We start from the raw sequence: 19,562 nt of genomic DNA on the forward strand, positions 1-19,562 counted from the left end.
GAGATGCTTTTTTAACCTTTATGTTAAGAAAAATTTGAATGAGCCCTGTTATGAACACAAGCAAACGTATTCGTGAGATTCCTTACAACTATACTTCGTTTTCAGATCGCGAGATCGTCAAGCGTTTTATAGGGGAATCCGGCTGGCAAACGATTGAGCAGCTGCGTGAAAGTCGCGGCACCGGTCGTTCAGCGCAAATGCTGTTCGAGGTGTTGGGTGATATGTGGGTGGTGTCACGTAACCCTTATATTCAGGATGATTTGCTTGAAAATGCCAAGCGTAGACAGGCTTTAATTGAAGCGTTACATCACCGTTTGGCTCAGGTTGAATCGCGACTTAACAACAATAAGCTAGCCGAATCGCTATTGAAGTTAGTACAAGAGGCAGTTAAGCAGTTTGAAGCTTGGTTCCCGCAACAAATTTCATTACGCCAAAAAGTCAGCAAGCGGTTAAAGAAAATCACCCGGTTAGACAATGTTGATTTTGGTGGTTTAGCACGTGTCTCTCATGCCACTGATGCAACCGACTGGCGGGTAGAGTTGCCCTTGGTGGTCATCAGCCCGGATACCGAACAAGAAACCGCCGATATCGTCGCCGCCTGTATTGAGTTAGGCTTGGTGATTATTCCGCGTGGCGGTGGCACGGGGTACACGGGTGGTGCGATTCCGCTTGAGGCCAATACGGCGGTGATTAACACCGAAAAGCTTGAATTTCTCAGTATGGTGGAAAAGGTTGAGCTGCCTGGCGTCGGTGTTAAAGTGCCGACGGTGCGCACCGGTGCCGGGGTGGTCACCAAGCGCGTGACGGAGTTGGCGGAACGTAATGGCTTGGTGTTTGCGGTGGATCCCACTTCACACGATGCCTCGACCATTGGCGGGAATATCTCGATGAATGCCGGCGGCAAAAAAGCCGTGCTGTGGGGCACGACCCTGGATAACTTAGCCTCTTGGAAAATGGTGATGCCGGATGCAAGTTGGTTAGAAGTCGTGCGTGTCAATCACAATCTTGGCAAGCTGCAAGATCAGGCGACCGTCAGTTTTGAGCTGCATCGTTATGAGTCCGACGGCAAAACGCCGCGCGGTGAAGTCGAGCGCCTGGATATTCCGGGTTCGGCTTTCCGTCAAGCAGGGCTGGGTAAGGATGTGACCGATAAGTTTTTGAGTGGTCTGCCCGGTGTACAAAAAGAAGGCTGCGACGGTTTAATTACCTCGGCACGGTTTATTTTGCATCGCATGCCGGAACATATTCGCACCGTGTGTTTAGAATTCTTTGGCACGGATTTGAGCCTGGCGGTGCCGGCGATTGTGGAAATCACCGACTATATTGAAAGCAAAAAAGCGCAAGGCATATTGCTGGCCGGTCTCGAACATTTAGACGAGCGGTATGTGCGTGCCGTCAAGTACAACACCAAGGCCAACCGCCGTGAATTGCCGAAGATGATTCTGTTGGGCGATATTGCCGGTGATAATGGTTTTGAAGTGGCGAAAACCTGCCAAGAAATTGTTGAACTGGCTAAAAAACGTAACGCAGAAGGCTTTGTCGCGGTCAGTGCAGAAGCGCGCAAACGTTTCTGGCTAGACCGTTCACGCACCGCCGCAATTTCGGCCCATACCAATGCGTTCAAAATCAATGAAGACGTGGTGATTCCTTTACCGCGTTTGAATGAGTACAACGAAGGCATAGAACGCATCAATATTGAAATGTCGCTGCAAAACAAGGTCGAGATTATTGATGCCTTGGAAGAATATTTTAACGGCGAGATTAAAGAATATACTCTTGAAGATGATTTTGAAGATTCGCAAGGGGATCCGGCAGCCTATTTTAAAACTAAGGTTGATGCCACCCTGGCACATTTGTCGAATGTAAAGCGCAAGTGGCAGGCGTTTTATGACGGTTTAGACAAACCCGCCGAGCAGTTTTTAGACTTAATGGATGAGTCGGCGCGCACCTTGATTCGTGACAATGAATCTTTGGTTAAACTGATTTTACGTCGTGATTTAGTGGTGTCCTATCGCAAAGAAGTGTTGGAGTTCTTGCAACAAACCTTTATGGGGCATGATTTTGAGTCCATGATGAAACGGCTAAAAGAGCTGCATTTTGATATACGTAATGCACGTTTATTTGTGGCGCTGCATATGCACGCCGGCGATGGTAATATCCACACCAATATTCCGGTGCATTCCAATAATTATCGGATGATCCATCAAGCCGAAGCGGTTGTGGAGCGTGTGATGAAACTCGCGACCGAATTAGGCGGGGTGATTTCGGGTGAGCATGGTATTGGCCTGACCAAAATCGAATTCCTGTCGCCGGAAAAAATCCAAGCCTTTGTCGAATATAAGCATAAAGTTGATCCGAATGGTCACTTTAACAAAGGCAAGCTCATGCCGGGCTCCGGGCTGCATAACGCCTATACGCCGTCCTTGTCCTTGGTTAAGCAAGAGGCGTTAATTCTTGAAGCCAGTGAATTGGATCAGCTCAATAATGATATTAAGGACTGCTTACGTTGCGGTAAATGTAAACCGGTCTGTCAGACCCATATTCCGCGTGCGAATTTGCTCTATTCACCGCGTAACAAGATTCTCGCCACCGGTCAGGTGATTGAAGCCTTCTTGTACGAGGAGCAAACTCGTCGCGGGATTTCATTGCATCATTTTGATGCAATGAACGATGTTGCCGATCACTGTACCACCTGCCATAAGTGTGAAGCGCCCTGTCCGGTCGATATCGACTTTGGTGACGTGTCGATTCGTATGCGTAAAATTTTGACCGATATGGGGCAGAAAAAAGTCAGCCTGGGCACCAAGGCGGCCTTGTTCTATCTGAATACCGGCCAACCAGGCCTGGTGAAGTTATTACGCACCACCATGATTGGTTGGGGGGCGTTGGGTCAACGTATCGGTCATAAGCTTGCTAAGTGGACAGGTCTGTTGGGCAAGAAAGATCAGTTACCTGCCAAATCGACCGGCAGCACACCGGTGACGCAGCAGGTGATTCATTTTGTGCGCAAGCCACTGGATACCGGGCCGAATCAACCGACCATGCGCGCGCTGCTGGCGTTAGAAGATCGAACGATCGTGCCGATCTTGCGTGATCCGCACAAAACCACTGAGGACACCGAAGCCGTGTTTTATTTCCCTGGCTGTGGTTCGGAACGCTTGTTCAGTGACATCAGTATGGCGACCTTGGCCATGCTTTATGAAACCGGTGCGCAAACTATTTTGCCGCCTGGTTATCTGTGCTGTGGTTATCCACAAACCGCTGCAGGGCAGGCGGCCAAGGGCGCCCAGATTACCACTGAAAACCGTGCATTATTCCATCGGGTTGCAAATACGCTGAACTATATGGATATTAAAACCGTGTTGGTGTCTTGTGGCACTTGTATGGATCAATTGTTGAAATATGAGTTCGAGCAGATTTTCCCGGGTTGTCGCTTATTAGATATTCACGAATATCTAATGGAAAAGGGTGTCAAAATGGAATCGACTAACGGCGTGCAGTACATGTATCACGCGCCGTGCCATGACCCGATGAAAAAATATGATTCTACCAAAGTGGCATCTGAGCTGACCGGTATCAATGTGCCGCTGAACGACCGCTGTTGTAGCGAGGCCGGTACGCTTGCAACGGCAAGGCCGGATATTGCCAACCAGTTACGTTTCCGCAAAGAAGCGGAGCTGAAGCAGGGCATTAAAGACCTGACCGGTGAAGAGAACGCCGTGAATGGCAATGTTAAGCTGCTGACCTCTTGTCCGGCCTGTCAGCAGGGCTTAAATCGTTATCAAGACGATACCGGTTTAAAAACCGACTATATCGTGGTTGAGTTAGCCAATAACTTGATGGGTAAAGACTGGAAAAAAGACTTTATCTCGAGTGTGCAGTCTGGTGGTATTGATCGAGTGCTACTTTGACCGGTTGGGTCACAAAATCCTGTTATTAAAAAAGCCCCATATAGGGGCTTTATTAATTCAGATTACAAAAAACCAGATATTAACGTGGTGTTTGTTGTGAATAGTATTCTGCGAGTTCACGAATTTCTTCGTCGGTTAAACCACGGGCAAAAGCCGCCATGGATTCATCTCGTCTGAAACCGTCGCGATAGTCTTTAAGCGCTTTTTCAAGGTAGGCTGCGTGCTGACCGGCAAGTTTTGGGAAGTTAGGCACTACACTGTTACCATCAACACCATGACAACCAATACAGGTATTTAATTTTGCAGGCTGTTGTGCCATTTGAGCTACAGCCACATTGGTAGCAGTCATTAAGCCTAATGAAACAGCAAGAACCATACTTTTCTTATTCATCTTTTTCTCCATGCCTTTAGTTGAAACACTCTGTTTCACAAAATAAAAACCGTCTGAAAATTCAGACGGCTTTGAGGCGATAACTTATAAAGAAGCCATGTAAGCAGCTAAGTTAGCAATGTCTGCATCAGACAAACCAGCAGCCATAGGGGCCATCATAGCTGTCATCGGGCCAACTTGTTCACCTGCACGGTACTTTTTCATCAGCTCAGCCAATTCACCAGCGTCACGACCAGCAACAGCTGGACCTACACCGCCTTGACCTTGCATACCATGACAACCCATACAGGTTGAGTAAGCACCTTGACCAGCTTGGATATCACCTGCTTGTGCAGCCATACCAAAAGTCATTAACCCCGCAGCAGTTGCAGCTAAGATTGTTTTTTTCATTTTGCACTCTCCTAAAGCACGTATAAAAATTTTAGGGAAATCCCTACTATTATTAGACCTTAATCAGTCAGTTGAGTCAAGTTAAGTCGCGGTTTTGTAGTGTGATGTTCATGGTTTTTGCGCGAAACGATATGGGTATCTAAAATTAGTTAATATCTTCTTTTTTGCGTCAGAAACCATCTAAAATAGAAGCACACTAAACAGAGGATTTAACCTTATGGCACTAATTAAAATTTGGCTTTTAGTGATGTTGGCTACGTTTGCAAGTTGGTATGTATTAAAGCTGATTAACAATCCCAAGCCTTTGGCTTGGGTATTCTTGTTTTGGGTACTGGTGATAGGTTTAACGGCCGGTTTACTTTACTTTATCTCGGTGTTTTTGGCCGCCTGATAGATTAAAGTGTTCGGCAAATTCTTGCCGCAGGCTTTGAAAGCTTGCAAAACGACTTTCAGCAATGTCGCCGGTTTCAACGGCCTTGCGGATCGCACAGTCTGGTTCATGCTGATGGGTACAGTTATCGAAACGGCATTGTCCAAGAAATGGAGCAAAGTCAGGGTAATAGCCTTCAAGTTCAGAGAGCGAACAAGGCGAGGGCGTAAAGCGTCGAACTCCTGGGGAATCGATAATATCACCACCACAGGGTAGGTGATATAAAATGCTATTGGTCGTTGTATGCACGCCAAGGCCGGTTGCGGCAGAAAGTGAACTGGTACGTATGGCAAGATCAGGTACGAGGGCATTAATTAATGAGGATTTTCCAGCTCCGGATGGTCCCACAAAAACCGACGTTTTCTGGTTTAAAAAGGCTTTAATATCATCAAGACCGTCGGTTAGGTGGGCTGAAACGGTGATGATGTCTATGCCCATTTCATCATAAGGTAATAAAATTTCGGCCAGCTCTTCCCAGTCTTCATCGCTAGTCAGTAAATCGATTTTATTAATGATCAGTGCAACAGGGATATCGAGCTGTGCGGCTGCTACTAAGTAGCGATCAATCATGTCAGGGTGAACGCCAGGTTCGATAGGCGCAACAATCCCAACTACATCAATGTTCGCTGCCACCATTCGCGTCTGACCACGGAAGCCGGGTCGTGCAAGTTCACTATGTCGTGGTATAGCTGCACTGACAATACCACGACCGGCTTCAGTATCGGTTTCCCAAAACACCCGGTCTCCTGCAACCAATTTACCTAAATGTTGGCGAACGGCACAATTGAAAATAGTGCCTTGCTCGTCTTCAACCAGTAACCGTTGGCCGAAATTAGTAATGACTAGGCCTGGTTGTGCCTGTGAGTTCTGCTGATCTGCGGACTTAAACCGTTGCTTAAGTACACGGCGCTGTTGCTGAATGTTTAATTTACGTTTGCTCATTCAGGCTATTCAATTGAGTAATGCATTAATTTTAGCGGCCATAATCACATCATTTTGGCTTAGGCCTTTAATGCTGTGAGTTTTGAGCGTGATAGTGCACTGGTTGTAGCCAAACTGAATATCTGGGTGATGGTCTTGTTGGTGTGCAATCCACGCTACGGCATTAATGAAGGCCAGGGTTTGATGATAGTTTTTGAACTTAAAGGTTTTATGCAAATTGGCATAATCAAGGCTTACATCCCAGCCCGGTAACATATTCAAATAGCTCTCAACAGTGGGTATAACCAACCCTTTAGAACCTGGTGAAATGTCTGTGCATTTTTGGTTGACTAGATCTGGTAAGTCACTCATCGTCGCTCCTTTTGTTGTTATCTATGGGTTTGCAGCTGTTGTTAATGAATTTAAATGATCAATGCGAATCTTAGCCGGCGGGTGACTGTCATGATAAGCCGAGTAACTTGGGTCAGGCGTTAGGCTGCTGGCATTATCGCGATAGAGCTTCAGTAAGGCGCTTACTAAATGATGTGCGCCGACATATTTGGCAGCAAATGCATCGGCTTCAAATTCATCTTTGCGACTTTGCATAGCCATAATCGGGCCAAGGAAAAAGAACATTAAGGGCACCGCGGTCACAAAAAGAAGCAATGCTGCTGCTGGCGTGGCAGTGGTCATGCCAAGGCCGGCATAAAAAGCGGGCCACTGCACTAACCAGCCTAGAAGTGCCAAGCCTGCTAGGCTAATAAATGCACTCATTATCAAACGCTTTTTGATATGACCATGTTTAAAATGCCCCAGTTCGTGTGCCAGTACCGCCTCAACTTCATCGACATTGAGTTTTTCTAGCAGGGTATCAAAAAACACGATGCGTTTGTTTTTGCCCATGCCGGTAAAGTAGGCATTGCCATGCCCGGAGCGAGAAGATCCGTCCATAACAAAAATACCATTAGACTCAAATCCGGTGCGCTTCAGTAAGGCTTCAATACGCTGTTTCATTTCACCGTCTTCAAGTGGGGTGAATTTATTAAATAGTGGAGCAATCCATTTCGGATAAGCCCATAGGAGTAGGAGGTTAAAGGTCATCCATACTGCCCAAACGGCTAACCACCAGGCCTGGTCAATGTAGGTGTTCATTAGTAGAACAATAATCCACAACAAGGGTAGCCCCAATATCAGCATTAACAACCATTGTTTAATTAGGTCGCTGATAAATTGTTTAGGGGACGTGCGGTTAAAACCAAATTTAGCTTCAATCTTAAACGTACTAATCAAACTGAAAGGGAGGTGAAGCAAAGCCAAAAACCAAAAGGTAAATAATAAAAAGCCGACATCCTGCCAAATTGGGGCTAATTCAAAACCTTGCCAAATTGTGTAGATGTCTTGAAAACCACCGCCCAGTGTCATGATTAGGATTAATGCGGCATCAAAGAATAAAATAAAACGGGCAAGCTGAAGTTTTTCACGACTATAGTCGGCGGCCTTCTGATGAGCGGCAAGGTCAACAGTTTGCGCAAATTCTTGCGGTACCGCATCCTTGTGTAAGGCAATGTGTAACTGGTTTTTAATGTTAAGTACCAACTCTATAATGAGGTTAGTCGCCCAGCTGATTAAAAACAAAATACTCACAAGATTCATAGCGTCTCCTCAATTGCACGATGCTCACTTGCATGGCTTAGGCTTTTTTCAAATTTGGTTAACAGGTATTATGGGGGTTTATTTTATGTCAAAACGGAAAACTTATGAAATCTGATACAAATTTAGTGTGGATTGATTTAGAGATGACCGGGTTAGAGCCTGGTTTTCATAAAGTGATTGAAATTGCTACCGTGGTAACCGATGCACAGCTAAATGTATTAGCGGAGGGGCCTGTTTTGGCCATAGCAACAGCTGAAGATGAGTTAGCAAAAATGGATTCATGGTGTCAAAAGACACACGGTGAATCTGGTTTAACGGCACGTGTTAAGGCGAGTAAAGTGACGCTTGCAGAGGCGCAGAAAGCGACGATTGACTTTCTTGCACAATATATCAGCAAGGGGCAGTCTCCTATGTGTGGCAATAGTATTTGTCAGGATCGACGTTTTCTAGCGGTAGATATGCCAGAGCTTGAAGGGTACTTTCATTATCGCAATTTAGATGTAAGTACCCTTAAAGAGCTGGCAAAACGCTGGTATCCAAAGGTTTACAGTGGGTTTAATAAGAAAAATACTCATCTTGCTTTGGATGACATTTACGAGTCCATTGCGGAATTGCGTTTTTACCGTGATGAATTGTTTCCAAAAAATTAATTTCCGAGTAATATAGTAGGAAATTATCTTCAAATAAGGCTATTGACTTTAAAGATAATTTGTTTCGCAAATTGCGCAAACTTCGTTATAATTAACAACTTTTCAAATTTTATTCCTGTCAGTCACGCTAATTTAGCTGACTCAGTCAATGGAGGACCATTATTGTGGAACTAACTGGTGCCCAAATTCTCGTTCATTTTTTAGAGGATGAGGGGGTAGAGCATATATGGGGTTATCCAGGCGGCGCGGCTTTGCCTATTTACGACGCTCTGGATACCGATGCAAAAGAGTTGAAACATATTCTTGTGCGTCACGAACAAGCGGCTGTGCATGCAGCTGATGGGTATGCCCGCTCTACAGGTAAGCCAGGTGTGGTGCTCGTTACATCGGGTCCAGGGGCTACCAATACCGTAACAGGTATTGCGACAGCTTACATGGACTCGGTTCCAATGGTCGTCTTCACAGGACAGGTTCCTACTAGCCTAATTGGCTTGGATGCCTTCCAAGAAGTCGATACCGTGGGTATAACGCGCCCTATAGTGAAGCATAATTTCTTGGTCAAGGATGTTAAAGACTTAGCAATCACGCTCAAAAAAGCGTTTTATATTGCTACAACTGGCCGACCAGGCCCAGTTGTTGTTGACATTCCGAAAGATGTACAAAACGCCACAAGCACCTATGTTTATCCACAAGAAGTTGAGCTACGCTCCTACTTACCTGTAACAAAAGGTCATAGCGGTCAAATTAAAAAAGCGGTAGAGCTTATGCTGTCTGCAGAGCGACCAATTTTTTATACCGGTGGCGGTGTGGTATTAGGTGATGCCTCGGCTGAGCTTATTGAGTTAGTCAAGTCACTTGGCTATCCAATTACTCAAACTTTGATGGGGCTTGGCGCCTTCCCTGCTCAAGATCCCCAGAATCTAGGGATGCTAGGTATGCATGGTACCTATGAGGCAAACCTTGCGATGCATCATTGCGACGTGTTGATTGCGATTGGTTCGCGTTTTGACGATCGCGTCACGGGTAATATTGAAAAATTCTGCCCAACGGCCAAGATTATTCATGTTGATATTGATCCTGCATCTATCTCCAAAAACGTCATTGTGGATGTACCCATTGTTGGACCAGTAAAGCAGGTTGTGGCGGAAATGAATCAACACCTTGCCAAACTTGAAAAAGGTGGCAACAAAGAAGCGGTTGATGCTTGGTGGGCACAAATTGCTGAATGGCGTGAGATGAATTGCTTAAAGTTTGATGAAAGTGGTACTAAAATCAAGCCTCAGGCTGCAGTGAAGGCCGTATGGGAAGTGACGAACGGCGATGCGTATGTCACATCAGATGTGGGTCAGCACCAAATGTTTGCCGCGCAATACTACACGTTTGAAAAACCCCGTCGTTGGATTAATTCCGGTGGTTTGGGTACGATGGGCTTTGGTTTGCCGGCAGCTATGGGTGTTCAGATGGCCTTGCCTGATGCAACAGTGGTATGTATCACTGGTGAAGGTTCCATCCAAATGAATATTCAAGAGCTGTCAACCTGTTTGCAATATGGTTTACCGATCAAAATTGTGAGTTTAAATAACGGTTACCTTGGTATGGTTAGGCAATGGCAAGAGTTCTTCTATGATCGCCGCTATTCAATGTCCTACATGGATTCGCTACCTGATTTTGTGAAGTTAGCGGAGTCTTATGGCCATGTTGGTGTGCGCATTGATAACCCAAAAACGATGCGTCAGCAACTAGAAGAGGCATTTGCTTTGAAGGATCGTCTAGTCTTTATTGATATCGTGACCGATCCGCAAGAGAACGTCTATCCCATGATTCCAGCAGGTGCCGGACAAAACGAAATGATTTTGGTGTAAGTCTTATGAAACATATAATTTCGATGCTCATTGAAAATGAGTCAGGCGCACTTTCACGTGTAGCGGGTCTGTTCTCAGCTCGTGGTTACAACATTCACGCTCTAACGGTTGCGCCAACTGAGGAAGTGTCTTTATCACGTTTAACTTTGGTGACTAGCGGCACGGCTCAACAGATTGAGCAAATTGTTAAGCACCTTAACCGTTTAATTGATGTGGTGAAGGTGGTCGATTTGACTGATGGACCACATATTGAACGTGAGTTAATGTTGATTAAACTTAACGCACAGGGCGCTTTCCGTGAAGAACTCGTGCGATTAACCGATATCTTCCGTGGCACAATCGTTGATGTGACAGCGACGACTTACACTGTTCAGCTTATCGGTGAAACTCAGAAGCTTGATGCTTTTATTGCAGCGATCGATTCCGCTTTAATTATGGAAACGGTTCGTTCGGGTGCAATGGGTATTATGCGCGGCGAGAAGTGTTTACAGCTCTAATATTTCTATTAGCAGGCCTGGTCTTAGCCATTTCATCTAAGACTAGGTTATAATTCCGCAAATTTTCACTTAAACTCTTTTAAATTCAAAGGAAAAGCAATGCAAGTTTATTACGATAAAGATTGTGATCTTTCTATCATCCGTGGCATGAAGGTCGCGATTATCGGCTTCGGTTCACAAGGTCATGCGCACGCCGCCAACCTTCAGGATTCTGGCGTTGATGTTACTGTGGGTTTACGTCCTGGTTCATCTTCAATTAAAAAAGCTGAAGGTTATGGCCTTAAAACCGCTGATGTTCCCACCGCTGTTGCAGGTGCGGATCTAGTTATGATCCTAACGCCAGACGAATTCCAATCTGTCCTTTACAAAAACGAAATTGAACCTAACCTGAAAAAAGGTGCGGTATTAGCTTTTGCACATGGTTTTGCGATTCTTTACAACCAAGTAGTACCTCGTGCAGATCTTGATGTCATTATGATTGCACCTAAAGCACCAGGCCACACTGTGCGTTCAGAATTTGTTAAAGGCGGCGGTATTCCAGATCTTATCGCAGTTCACCAAGACGTATCAGGTAAAGCAAAATCTATCGCGCTTTCTTATGCTTCAGGTGTAGGCGGTGGTCGTACCGGTATTATCGAAACGACCTTCCGTGAAGAGTGTGAAACTGATCTCTTCGGTGAGCAAGCGGTTCTTTGTGGTGGTGCAGTTGAATTGGTTAAAATGGGCTTTGAAACCCTTGTTGAAGCGGGTTATGCCCCTGAAATGGCTTATTTCGAGTGTTTACACGAGTTAAAACTGATTGTTGACTTGATGTACGAAGGCGGCATTGCCAACATGAACTACTCCATTTCTAACAATGCCGAGTATGGTGAGTATGTGACTGGCCCACAGGTTATTAACGAAGAAAGCCGTATGGCAATGCGTGAAGCCCTCTATAACATCCAAAGCGGTGAGTATGCTAAGCGTTTTATTCTTGAAGGTATGACCAACTATCCAGAAATGACTGCGATGCGTCGTATCAATGCTGAGCACCCAATCGAAATCGTTGGTGAGCAATTACGCTCGATGATGCCTTGGATTCAGGCTAACAAGATTGTTGATAAAGATAAGAACTAAGTTCTGCTTTAATCGATGATATTAAAAAGGCTCCGTTTGGAGCCTTTTTGTTTTGCATCTTAATTTTGATTATAGAGGTTTAATCTGCGGGTTGTTTATTATTAAACCTCTAGATAGTCCAAGATACCTTCTGCTGCATCACGCGCTTCAGCAATAGCATGAACAACCAGACTTGAGCCTCTGACCATGTCACCCCCAGCGAAAACTTTAGGATTAGTGGTTTGGAAAGGATACAAGCTATCTTTTGAAGCAACCACCCCCTCCCAGCTATTTAACTCAATATTGTAATGCTTGAACCACTCAGGTGGATTGGGTTGGAAGCCAAATGCGACGACTACAGCATCACAAGGAATAATGGTTTCTGAACCAGGTACGGTTTCAGCACGACGGCGACCTTTTTCATCAGGCTCTCCCATTTTGGTTTGAATAACCTTGATGCCTTCAACTTTATCAGTGCCCATTACCTCAACAGGCGCAAGGTTGAACTTGAATTGAACACCTTCTTCCTTGGCATTTTTGACTTCGGCGCGCGAGCCGGGCATGTTTTCTTCATCACGACGATAAACGCAGTAAACTTCGCTTGCACCCTGACGAATAGAGGTACGGGTACAGTCCATTGTCGTGTCACCACCACCTAATACAACAACGCGTTTGCCTGCCATTGAAACATAGGGTTCGGGTGTTTGTGCGAGGCCAAGTTCATGCTTAACGTTGCCGACCAAGAAATCGAGTGCTTTATAAACACCTGGTAAGTCTTCACCAGGGAAGTTGCCGCGCATCGGCTTATAGGTGCCCATTCCTAAAAAAACAGCATCATATTGGCTGATGATATCTTTAAATGCAATGTCCTTGCCCACTTCAATACCTAGACGGAACTCTACACCCATGTGCTCAAATACGCGACGACGGTGTTCGACCACTTTCTTGTCAAGTTTGAATTGGGGGATACCAAATGTCAGTAAGCCACCAATTTCTGGCTGTTTATCAAATACAACCGCCTGAACACCATTGCGAACAAGGACATCTGCTGCTGCCAGGCCTGCTGGCCCAGCACCTATGATGGCTACTTTCTTGTCAGTTTTAACGACATCGGACATGTCAGGCAGCCAGCCAGTTGCAATCGCGACATCACTAATATAGCGTTCTACCGCTCCAATGGTAACTGCACCAAAGTTGGTGTCATTGAGTGTGCAGGCCTGCTCACATAGACGGTCTTGAGGGCAAATGCGACCACACATTTCAGGCAATGAGTTGGTTTTATGTGATAGCTCAACCGCTTCCATCACATTGCCCTCAGCAACCAGTTTTAACCAGTTTGGAATATAGTTGTGAACTGGACAGGCCCATTCGCAGTAGGGGTTACCGCAGTGCAAACAACGATCAGCTTGTGCCATGGCTTCGGCTGCATCGAAATCTGTATAAATTTCTTCAAAATTTTGGCGACGTTCTGCCGCTTCAAGTTTCTTAGGAAGTTGGCGGTCTAATTCTAAAAATTGTCTTACGTTTGGCATCTATAGAGTCCTTTTAAGCCGCATCATTGGCAAACAATTGCATTAGGGTTTTCATGTCAATGGCACGTGATTTAACGAGCCAGAAGTGGCCAATGTACTGGCTGAAATTAGCCAAGACTTCTTGTCCCCATGAGCTTTGTGTCTTTTGGGCATACTCAGTGAGTAACTGCTTTAGGTATTTACGATGGTCTTCTGTGATCTCGGTGTCAATTCTAATCGCCTCAACCATCTCACCATTCAGGCGATCGGGTAGTGAGCGATCAAGGTCTAGAATAAACGCCATGCCGCCTGACATACCGGCCCCAAAATTGACGCCGACTTCACCTAGGCTCACGATGGTTCCGCCAGTCATATATTCACAGCCATGATCGCCTAAGCCTTCAACAACAGCGATGGCACCCGAGTTACGAACTGCAAAACGCTCTCCGCCTGTTCCCTGAGCAAATAAACGACCGCCTGTTGCACCATACAAGCATGTGTTGCCCACAATAGGAGTAAAACGTGGGTTAAACGCTGAGCCTTTTGGTGGGGTGATAACAATTTCACCACCGGCCATACCTTTACCAACGTAATCGTTAGCATCGCCTTCAAGGTGTAAATTGAGGCCGTCAACGTTAAAGACACCAAATGATTGTCCTGCAATCCCAGTTAGCTTTAAGGTAATGGGTGTGGATGCCATGTCATGATTACCATAGCGTTCGGCAATTTCACCGGCCACTCGTGCACCAATTGAGCGGCCTGTGTTCACCAGTTTAAAGTTAAAGATGCCACCTGACTTAGCTTCGATTGCCGGTAATACCTGCTTAACCATTTCTTCAGCAAGATCGCCACGATCCCATGGATTATTGCGGGCAACCTGAACGGTTTGAGGTTTATTAGCTGGTACACCGCCATCACCAATAATGCTACTTAGATCAAGGTTGCGCTGTTTGTCAGTTAATGGGTTGTCAATAATGGCTAGAAGGTCGGTACGACCCACTAATTCACCCAGGCTGCGTACACCCAGTTTAGCCAACCACTCACGTGTTTCTTCAGCTACAAATTGGAAGTAGTGCATGACCATCTCTGGTAAACCAATATAGTGCTCTTTGCGTAAACGCTCATCCTGGGTGGCAACCCCAACGGCACAGGTGTTCAAATGGCAAATACGAAGGTATTTACAACCCAGTGCAATCATCGGTGCTGTACCAAATCCAAAGGATTCTGCACCCAAAATAGCTGCCTTCACTACGTCTAGCCCTGTTTTTAAGCCGCCATCTGCTTGAACAATAACTTGACCACGTAGATCGTTGGCACGTAAAACTTGGTGGGTTTCTGCTAAGCCCATTTCAAACGGGTTACCTGCATATTTTACCGAGGTGATTGGGCTAGCACCGGTGCCGCCATCATAGCCAGAAATCGTAATAAGATCGGCATAGGCCTTGGCCACACCCGCCGCAATGGTGCCTACGCCCGGTTCTGCCACCAGTTTAACTGACACTAACGCATTAGGATTAATCTGCTTCAGGTCATAAATAAGCTGTGCCAAGTCTTCAATAGAGTAGATGTCGTGGTGCGGTGGTGGCGAAATCAAGGTTACGCCAGGTACAGAATGACGCAGCTTGGCAATGGTCATATCGACCTTATGCCCCGGCAACTGACCACCTTCACCCGGTTTTGCACCTTGTGCTACTTTGATTTGTAGCACTTCCGCATTACGTAGGTAATGCGCGGTGACACCAAAGCGTCCAGAGGCAATCTGTTTGATCTTTGACATTTTTTCAGTGCCATAGCGACTCGGGTCCTCCGCACCTTCACCAGAGTTAGAGCGCGCACCTAAACGGTTCATCGCAATGGCAAGTGACTCATGCGCCTCTGGAGACAAGGCACCAAGCGAAATGCCCGCGCTGTCGAAGCGTTTGTAAATACTGGTTAGCGGCTCGACCTCATCAATAGAGATAGCTTTGATATCCTTGCGGAAAGTAATCATGTCACGAATGGTCATGGCTGGACGGTTGTTTACCAAATCAGCAAAGATGTCATAGTAGCGTTTTTCGCCAGTTTGCACAGCTTTACGCAGGTTATCAACCACATCTGGGTTATAGGCGTGGTATTCACCGTCATGGACGTATTTTAGTAGGCCACCTTGAGAAATCTTTTTGCGTGGATTAAATGCTTCTTTTGCTAGGCGCAACTGATCCTGCTCAAGATGGTCGAACTTGGTACCTTCAATACGGTTGGCTGTACCAGGGAAGCACAGCTTGACAATTTCTGAACTCAAACCTACCGCCTCAAACAACTGCGAGCCTCGGTAGGAGGGTAGGGTGGAAATACCCATTTTAGACATGATTTTCATCAAGCCCTTATTGATGCCTTTGCGGTAGTTACTGATTAACTTGCCGACTGGGGTAGCAGGATCTAATTCCTTAGTGCGCTGCATGTCAGCAATAGCGGCATAGGCAAGGTAAGGATAAACCGCTGTCGCGCCATAGCCAAAGAGTACGGCGAAATGGTGAGGATCACGTGCTGTGCCTGTCGCAACGATTATGTTTGCTTCAGTCCGCAAGCCTGCTTTAATTAAGTGATGATGTAGTGCACCGGTTGCCATAACCGCTGGGATTGAAGTCATCTCCGCGCTAATGTTTTCATCGCTTAAAATGACCAAAGTAACACCCGCTGTCACGGCTGCAGCTACCTGTTCATTCATTTTAATAATAGCTGACTTTAGATCTGTTTGATTGGCATCATAGTTCAAGCTAAAGGTCTGAGCGCGATAATCCGGGTCATCCAAAGTTAATAGTTGATTCATCATACTCGGTGTTAAAATCGGTGACTTCACTTCTAATCGATGCGCATGATCCGGACCTTCTTCAAACATATTGAGCTCGCGGCCAAAACAGGTGTTGAGCGACATGACGATCGCCTCGCGTAACGGGTCAATAGGAGGATTGGTGACCTGTGCGAACATTTGACGGAAGTAATCAAATACCGAGCGTGGTTTGTGCGAGAACACCGGCAGCGGGGCGTCGTCACCCATTGATCCAACGGCCTCTTGTGCAGACTCGGCGAGTACACGGATAATTTGGTCGCGTTCCTCAAAGCTCACCTGATAATATTTTTGATAGCAATTGACGGTTTTAGCATCCCAATTGTCATTTAATGCCTCTTGGTCGTACTTTTCTTCTAGATAGCGATAACCTGCATCCATCCACTGACGGTAGGGTTTGGCGGTTTTTAATGCGTGATCGATCTGATCAGGCATTAAAAGCTGACCATTTTCTAAATCAACTGCAATTACTTGGCCCGGTTTTAGTCGACCCTTCTCGGCGACGTCTTCGGGTGCATAATCATAAACGCCAATCTCGGAAGCAAAGGTAATATGACGATCTTTGGTGATGACATAGCGTGTAGGTCGTAAACCATTACGATCCACACCACAAATAGCATATTTACCGGTGTTAATGACCAGGCCTGCTGGGCCATCCCAAGGTTCCATATGCATGGAGTTGTATTCTAAAAATGCTTTTAGGTCGGCATCCATGTGCGGGACATTCTGCCAGGCAGGTGGAATCAGGAGGCGTAACGCTTGGAAAACCGACATGTCGCCCATCATCAACACTTCGAGCATATTATCAAGGCTATTTGAGTCCGAGCCAGACTGTGCAACTAATGGCTTGAGTTCAGCGAGTTCAGGAATTAAGGGTGTCTCAAACTTTTGCTGACGTGCTAATGCCCAGTTACGGTTACCACGAATCGTATTGAGTTCACCGTTGTGCGCAAGGAAGCGGAAGGGCTGCGCCAAACGCCATTGTGGCATGGTGTTGGTAGAAAAACGCTGGTGATAAGAGATGGACGATGAGGCAAAATCAGGGTCAACTAAATCAAGGAAATACAATTCTAACTCCCGTGGCATGACCAAGCCTTTGTAGGCAATCAGCTGCGAATTGAGGGAGGCGATATAAAAATCCGTATCATGAGGTTCAACGGCCATTTCTGTTTTGCGGCGTGCGGTAAACAGTTTACGATTGAACTCATTTTCACTGATATCCGCTGGTGCATTAACAAATACCTGCTGGATGGTGGGCTCCATTGATAAGGCTTGGGCACCTAGCACATTAGAGTTGACCGGCACATCTCGCCATCCGGCAAGCTGTAAGCCTTGCGTGTTAATCGCGTCTGTAAGCGTATCTTTGGCACGCTTAGCCAGTTCGGCATCTTTGCTTAAAAAGACCATGCCCACGGCGTAGAGTGGGTCTAATGCAATATTTAATTGTTGAGCCTGTGCTTCAAAAAATGCAGAGGGACGCTTGATTAGCAGACCACACCCATCACCTGTGCAGCAGTCTGCTGCGACCCCGCCACGATGGGTCATTTTAGATAATGACTTAATCGCTGTTGCTACCAGCCAATGACTCGGTTGGTCATCCATGTTAGCAATTAAACCAAAACCACAGTTCTCTTTTTCAAAATCTGGGGAGTAAAGGCCTTTTAGGGTGTTCAGTGAATTCATATCTAACGGTTCCTTATTGTTCTGGGTTTTGCGGGTCGCCAGAGAGCTTAATAACGGCTATCTCGAAATCGCTCACAATTGAATGCGCCCAGTGCGCGGCAAATTTATTAATTCGGACCTTTCATCCAATTTCCTAGAAAAAAGGGGTGGTCAATCTACAGTTTTAATGGCCGCTTGTCAAGATCAAATCTGTCGTTTTGGCCGAAGTTGAATAACGTAATTTATTTAATCAATGTCTTATAATAATAGGTTAGCGCAAATAAAATAGCGTGATTTTTGATAAAAAAATGACATTAATCATCATAAAAATATAAAGCAAGCCATGAAGGCCTGCGAGGACTAAGTAATGAGTTTAAAGTTAGAAGATAGCTTGGGTTTAATCTATCAGGAAGTATTAAAGAGAAACCCAGGGGAGCCGGAGTTTCATCAGGCAGCTATTGAAGTGTTTGAAAGCTTAAATCCGGTAATGGCTAAGCACCCTGAAATCGCTAAGAAAAAAATTTTGCAGCGTATTTGTGAGCCGGAGCGTCAGATTATTTTCCGTGTGCCTTGGGTTGATGACCGTGGCGAGATTCAGGTTAATCGTGGATTCCGCGTCCAATTTAATAGCGCACTGGGTCCTTACAAGGGCGGAATTCGCTTCCATCCATCCGTAAACCTGAGTGTGATCAAATTTTTAGGCTTTGAGCAGATTTTCAAAAACTCGCTGACCGGTTTACCGATTGGTGGCGGAAAAGGCGGCAGTGACTTTGATCCAAAAGGCAAATCAGACAATGAGATTATGCGTTTTTGCCAGAGCTTTATGACCGAGTTGTATCGTCATATTGGTGAGCATACCGACGTGCCTGCGGGTGATATTGGTGTTGGCGCGCGTGAGATAGGTTATATGTTTGGTCAATATAAGCGTATCACCAACCGTTATGAATCAGGTGTGTTTACCGGTAAGGGCGTGGCCTGGGGTGGTTCTTTGGCGCGCAAAGAAGCGACCGGTTATGGCACGGTGTTCTTTGCACAAGAAATGCTGAAAGCGCGTGGTGATAGTCTGGATGGCAAAACGGTGATAGTATCCGGTTCGGGGAACGTGGCGATTTATGCGATTGAAAAAGCCATTACCTATGGCGCTAAAGTCATTGCCTGTTCGGATTCGAGCGGTTACATCGTTGATGAAAACGGGTTAGATTTAGACCTGATCAAGCGCCTGAAAGAGGTTGAGTATGCACGTATTGAGAAGTACGCAGAACAGGTGAAGCATGCAAAGTTCTATAAGGAAGGTTCAATTTGGTCAGTGCCGTGTGATGTGGCCTTGCCTTGTGCGACGCAAAATGAATTGAATGCTAAGGATGCTGAGATGCTGGTGAAGAATGGTTGTAAAACCGTTGCGGAAGGGGCAAATATGCCTTGTACACCAGATGCGATTCGCATTTTGCAAGCGGCAAAAACATCTTATGGTCCAGGTAAGGCGGCCAATGCTGGCGGTGTAGCGACCAGTGCGCTTGAAATGCAGCAAAACGCCAGTCGTGATTCTTGGTCGCATGACTATACCGAGGCGCGTTTGCAGGACATTATGATTAACATCCATAAGACCTGTTATGAAACCGCCGCTGAGTATGGCTGTCCGGGTGATTATGTGATGGGTGCGAATATTGCAGGTTTCTTGCGTGTCAGTAATGCCATTGATGCGATGGGTGTGATATAAGCGTTAAAACGCGGTCATATTCAGCAGATTAAAGCACCAGGCCTG

Annotated in this window: 14 protein-coding genes; 7 read left to right on the forward strand and 7 right to left on the reverse strand. The window is 46.0% G+C overall.

Annotation, left to right across the window (positions count from 1 at the left end; all coding sequences use genetic code 11):
- The first annotated feature begins 50 nt into the window (after positions 1-50).
- Entirely contained in the window at positions 51-3,911 is a 3,861-nt protein-coding gene (locus THIAE_RS01370) for a DUF3683 domain-containing protein (RefSeq protein ID WP_006459482.1), read from the forward strand.
- A gap of 79 nt (positions 3,912-3,990) precedes the next feature.
- Here the strand turns inward: THIAE_RS01370 and THIAE_RS01375 are convergent, their stop codons facing one another.
- Together THIAE_RS01375 and THIAE_RS01380 are read right to left on the reverse strand one after the other, a co-directional pair.
- Positions 3,991-4,302 carry a c-type cytochrome gene (locus THIAE_RS01375; protein ID WP_006459481.1) on the reverse strand — a complete coding sequence of 104 codons (312 nt, stop codon included), beginning with the start codon at positions 4,300-4,302 and terminating at the stop codon, positions 3,991-3,993.
- 84 nt (positions 4,303-4,386) lie between these two features.
- Complete coding sequence (locus tag THIAE_RS01380) at positions 4,387-4,692, reverse strand: c-type cytochrome (protein WP_006459480.1); 306 nt, start codon at positions 4,690-4,692, stop codon at positions 4,387-4,389.
- Positions 4,693-4,909: 217 nt separating this feature from the next.
- Here THIAE_RS01380 and THIAE_RS10845 point away from each other — a divergent pair, with 217 nt between their 5' ends.
- On the forward strand, positions 4,910-5,083 hold the full coding sequence (locus THIAE_RS10845) for a hypothetical protein (RefSeq protein ID WP_006459479.1): 174 nt from the start codon (positions 4,910-4,912) through the stop codon (positions 5,081-5,083).
- On the opposite strand, the gene rsgA is transcribed toward THIAE_RS10845, so the two are convergent.
- The 3 genes from rsgA to THIAE_RS01395 are packed head-to-tail and all read right to left on the reverse strand — an operon-like array spanning position 5,048 to position 7,696.
- A complete protein-coding gene (gene rsgA / locus THIAE_RS01385) occupies positions 5,048-6,064 on the reverse strand; it encodes a ribosome small subunit-dependent GTPase A (protein WP_006459478.1) in 1,017 nt (338 codons plus the stop codon). The two genes, THIAE_RS10845 and rsgA, sit on opposite strands and share 36 nt — an antisense overlap.
- Positions 6,065-6,073: 9 nt before the next feature.
- On the reverse strand, positions 6,074-6,415 hold the full coding sequence (locus tag THIAE_RS01390) for a 4a-hydroxytetrahydrobiopterin dehydratase (protein WP_006459477.1): 342 nt from the start codon (positions 6,413-6,415) through the stop codon (positions 6,074-6,076).
- A gap of 21 nt (positions 6,416-6,436) precedes the next feature.
- Complete coding sequence (locus tag THIAE_RS01395) at positions 6,437-7,696, reverse strand: M48 family metallopeptidase (RefSeq protein ID WP_006459476.1); 1,260 nt, start codon at positions 7,694-7,696, stop codon at positions 6,437-6,439.
- A 104-nt stretch (positions 7,697-7,800) separates the two neighbouring features.
- Here THIAE_RS01395 and orn point away from each other — a divergent pair, with 104 nt between their 5' ends.
- The 4 genes from orn (at position 7,801) to ilvC (ending at position 11,821) form a co-directional block, all read left to right on the forward strand.
- A complete protein-coding gene (gene orn, locus THIAE_RS01400) occupies positions 7,801-8,346 on the forward strand; it encodes an oligoribonuclease (RefSeq protein ID WP_006459475.1) in 546 nt (181 codons plus the stop codon).
- A 164-nt stretch (positions 8,347-8,510) separates the two neighbouring features.
- Complete coding sequence (locus tag THIAE_RS01405; RefSeq protein WP_006459474.1) at positions 8,511-10,208, forward strand: acetolactate synthase 3 large subunit; 1,698 nt, start codon at positions 8,511-8,513, stop codon at positions 10,206-10,208.
- Between the two features lie 5 nt (positions 10,209-10,213).
- Positions 10,214-10,705 carry an acetolactate synthase small subunit gene (ilvN, locus tag THIAE_RS01410; protein ID WP_025299253.1) on the forward strand — a complete coding sequence of 164 codons (492 nt, stop codon included), beginning with the start codon at positions 10,214-10,216 and terminating at the stop codon, positions 10,703-10,705.
- A gap of 99 nt (positions 10,706-10,804) precedes the next feature.
- On the forward strand, positions 10,805-11,821 hold the full coding sequence (gene ilvC / locus THIAE_RS01415) for a ketol-acid reductoisomerase (protein WP_006459472.1): 1,017 nt from the start codon (positions 10,805-10,807) through the stop codon (positions 11,819-11,821).
- A gap of 101 nt (positions 11,822-11,922) precedes the next feature.
- Here the strand turns inward: ilvC and THIAE_RS01420 are convergent, their stop codons facing one another.
- Both THIAE_RS01420 and gltB read right to left on the reverse strand, forming a co-directional pair.
- On the reverse strand, positions 11,923-13,332 hold the full coding sequence (locus THIAE_RS01420) for an FAD-dependent oxidoreductase (protein WP_006459471.1): 1,410 nt from the start codon (positions 13,330-13,332) through the stop codon (positions 11,923-11,925).
- A gap of 13 nt (positions 13,333-13,345) precedes the next feature.
- A complete protein-coding gene (gltB, locus tag THIAE_RS01425) occupies positions 13,346-17,821 on the reverse strand; it encodes a glutamate synthase large subunit (protein ID WP_006459470.1) in 4,476 nt (1,491 codons plus the stop codon).
- A gap of 346 nt (positions 17,822-18,167) precedes the next feature.
- On the opposite strand from gltB, the gene gdhA reads away from it, so the two are divergent.
- Complete coding sequence (gene gdhA / locus THIAE_RS01430) at positions 18,168-19,517, forward strand: NADP-specific glutamate dehydrogenase (protein WP_006459469.1); 1,350 nt, start codon at positions 18,168-18,170, stop codon at positions 19,515-19,517.
- Positions 19,518-19,562 lie beyond the last annotated feature (45 nt).

Origin of the sequence: Thiomicrospira aerophila AL3 (assembly GCF_000227665.2) — a bacterium.
Lineage (GTDB): Bacteria > Pseudomonadota > Gammaproteobacteria > Thiomicrospirales > Thiomicrospiraceae > Thiomicrospira > Thiomicrospira aerophila.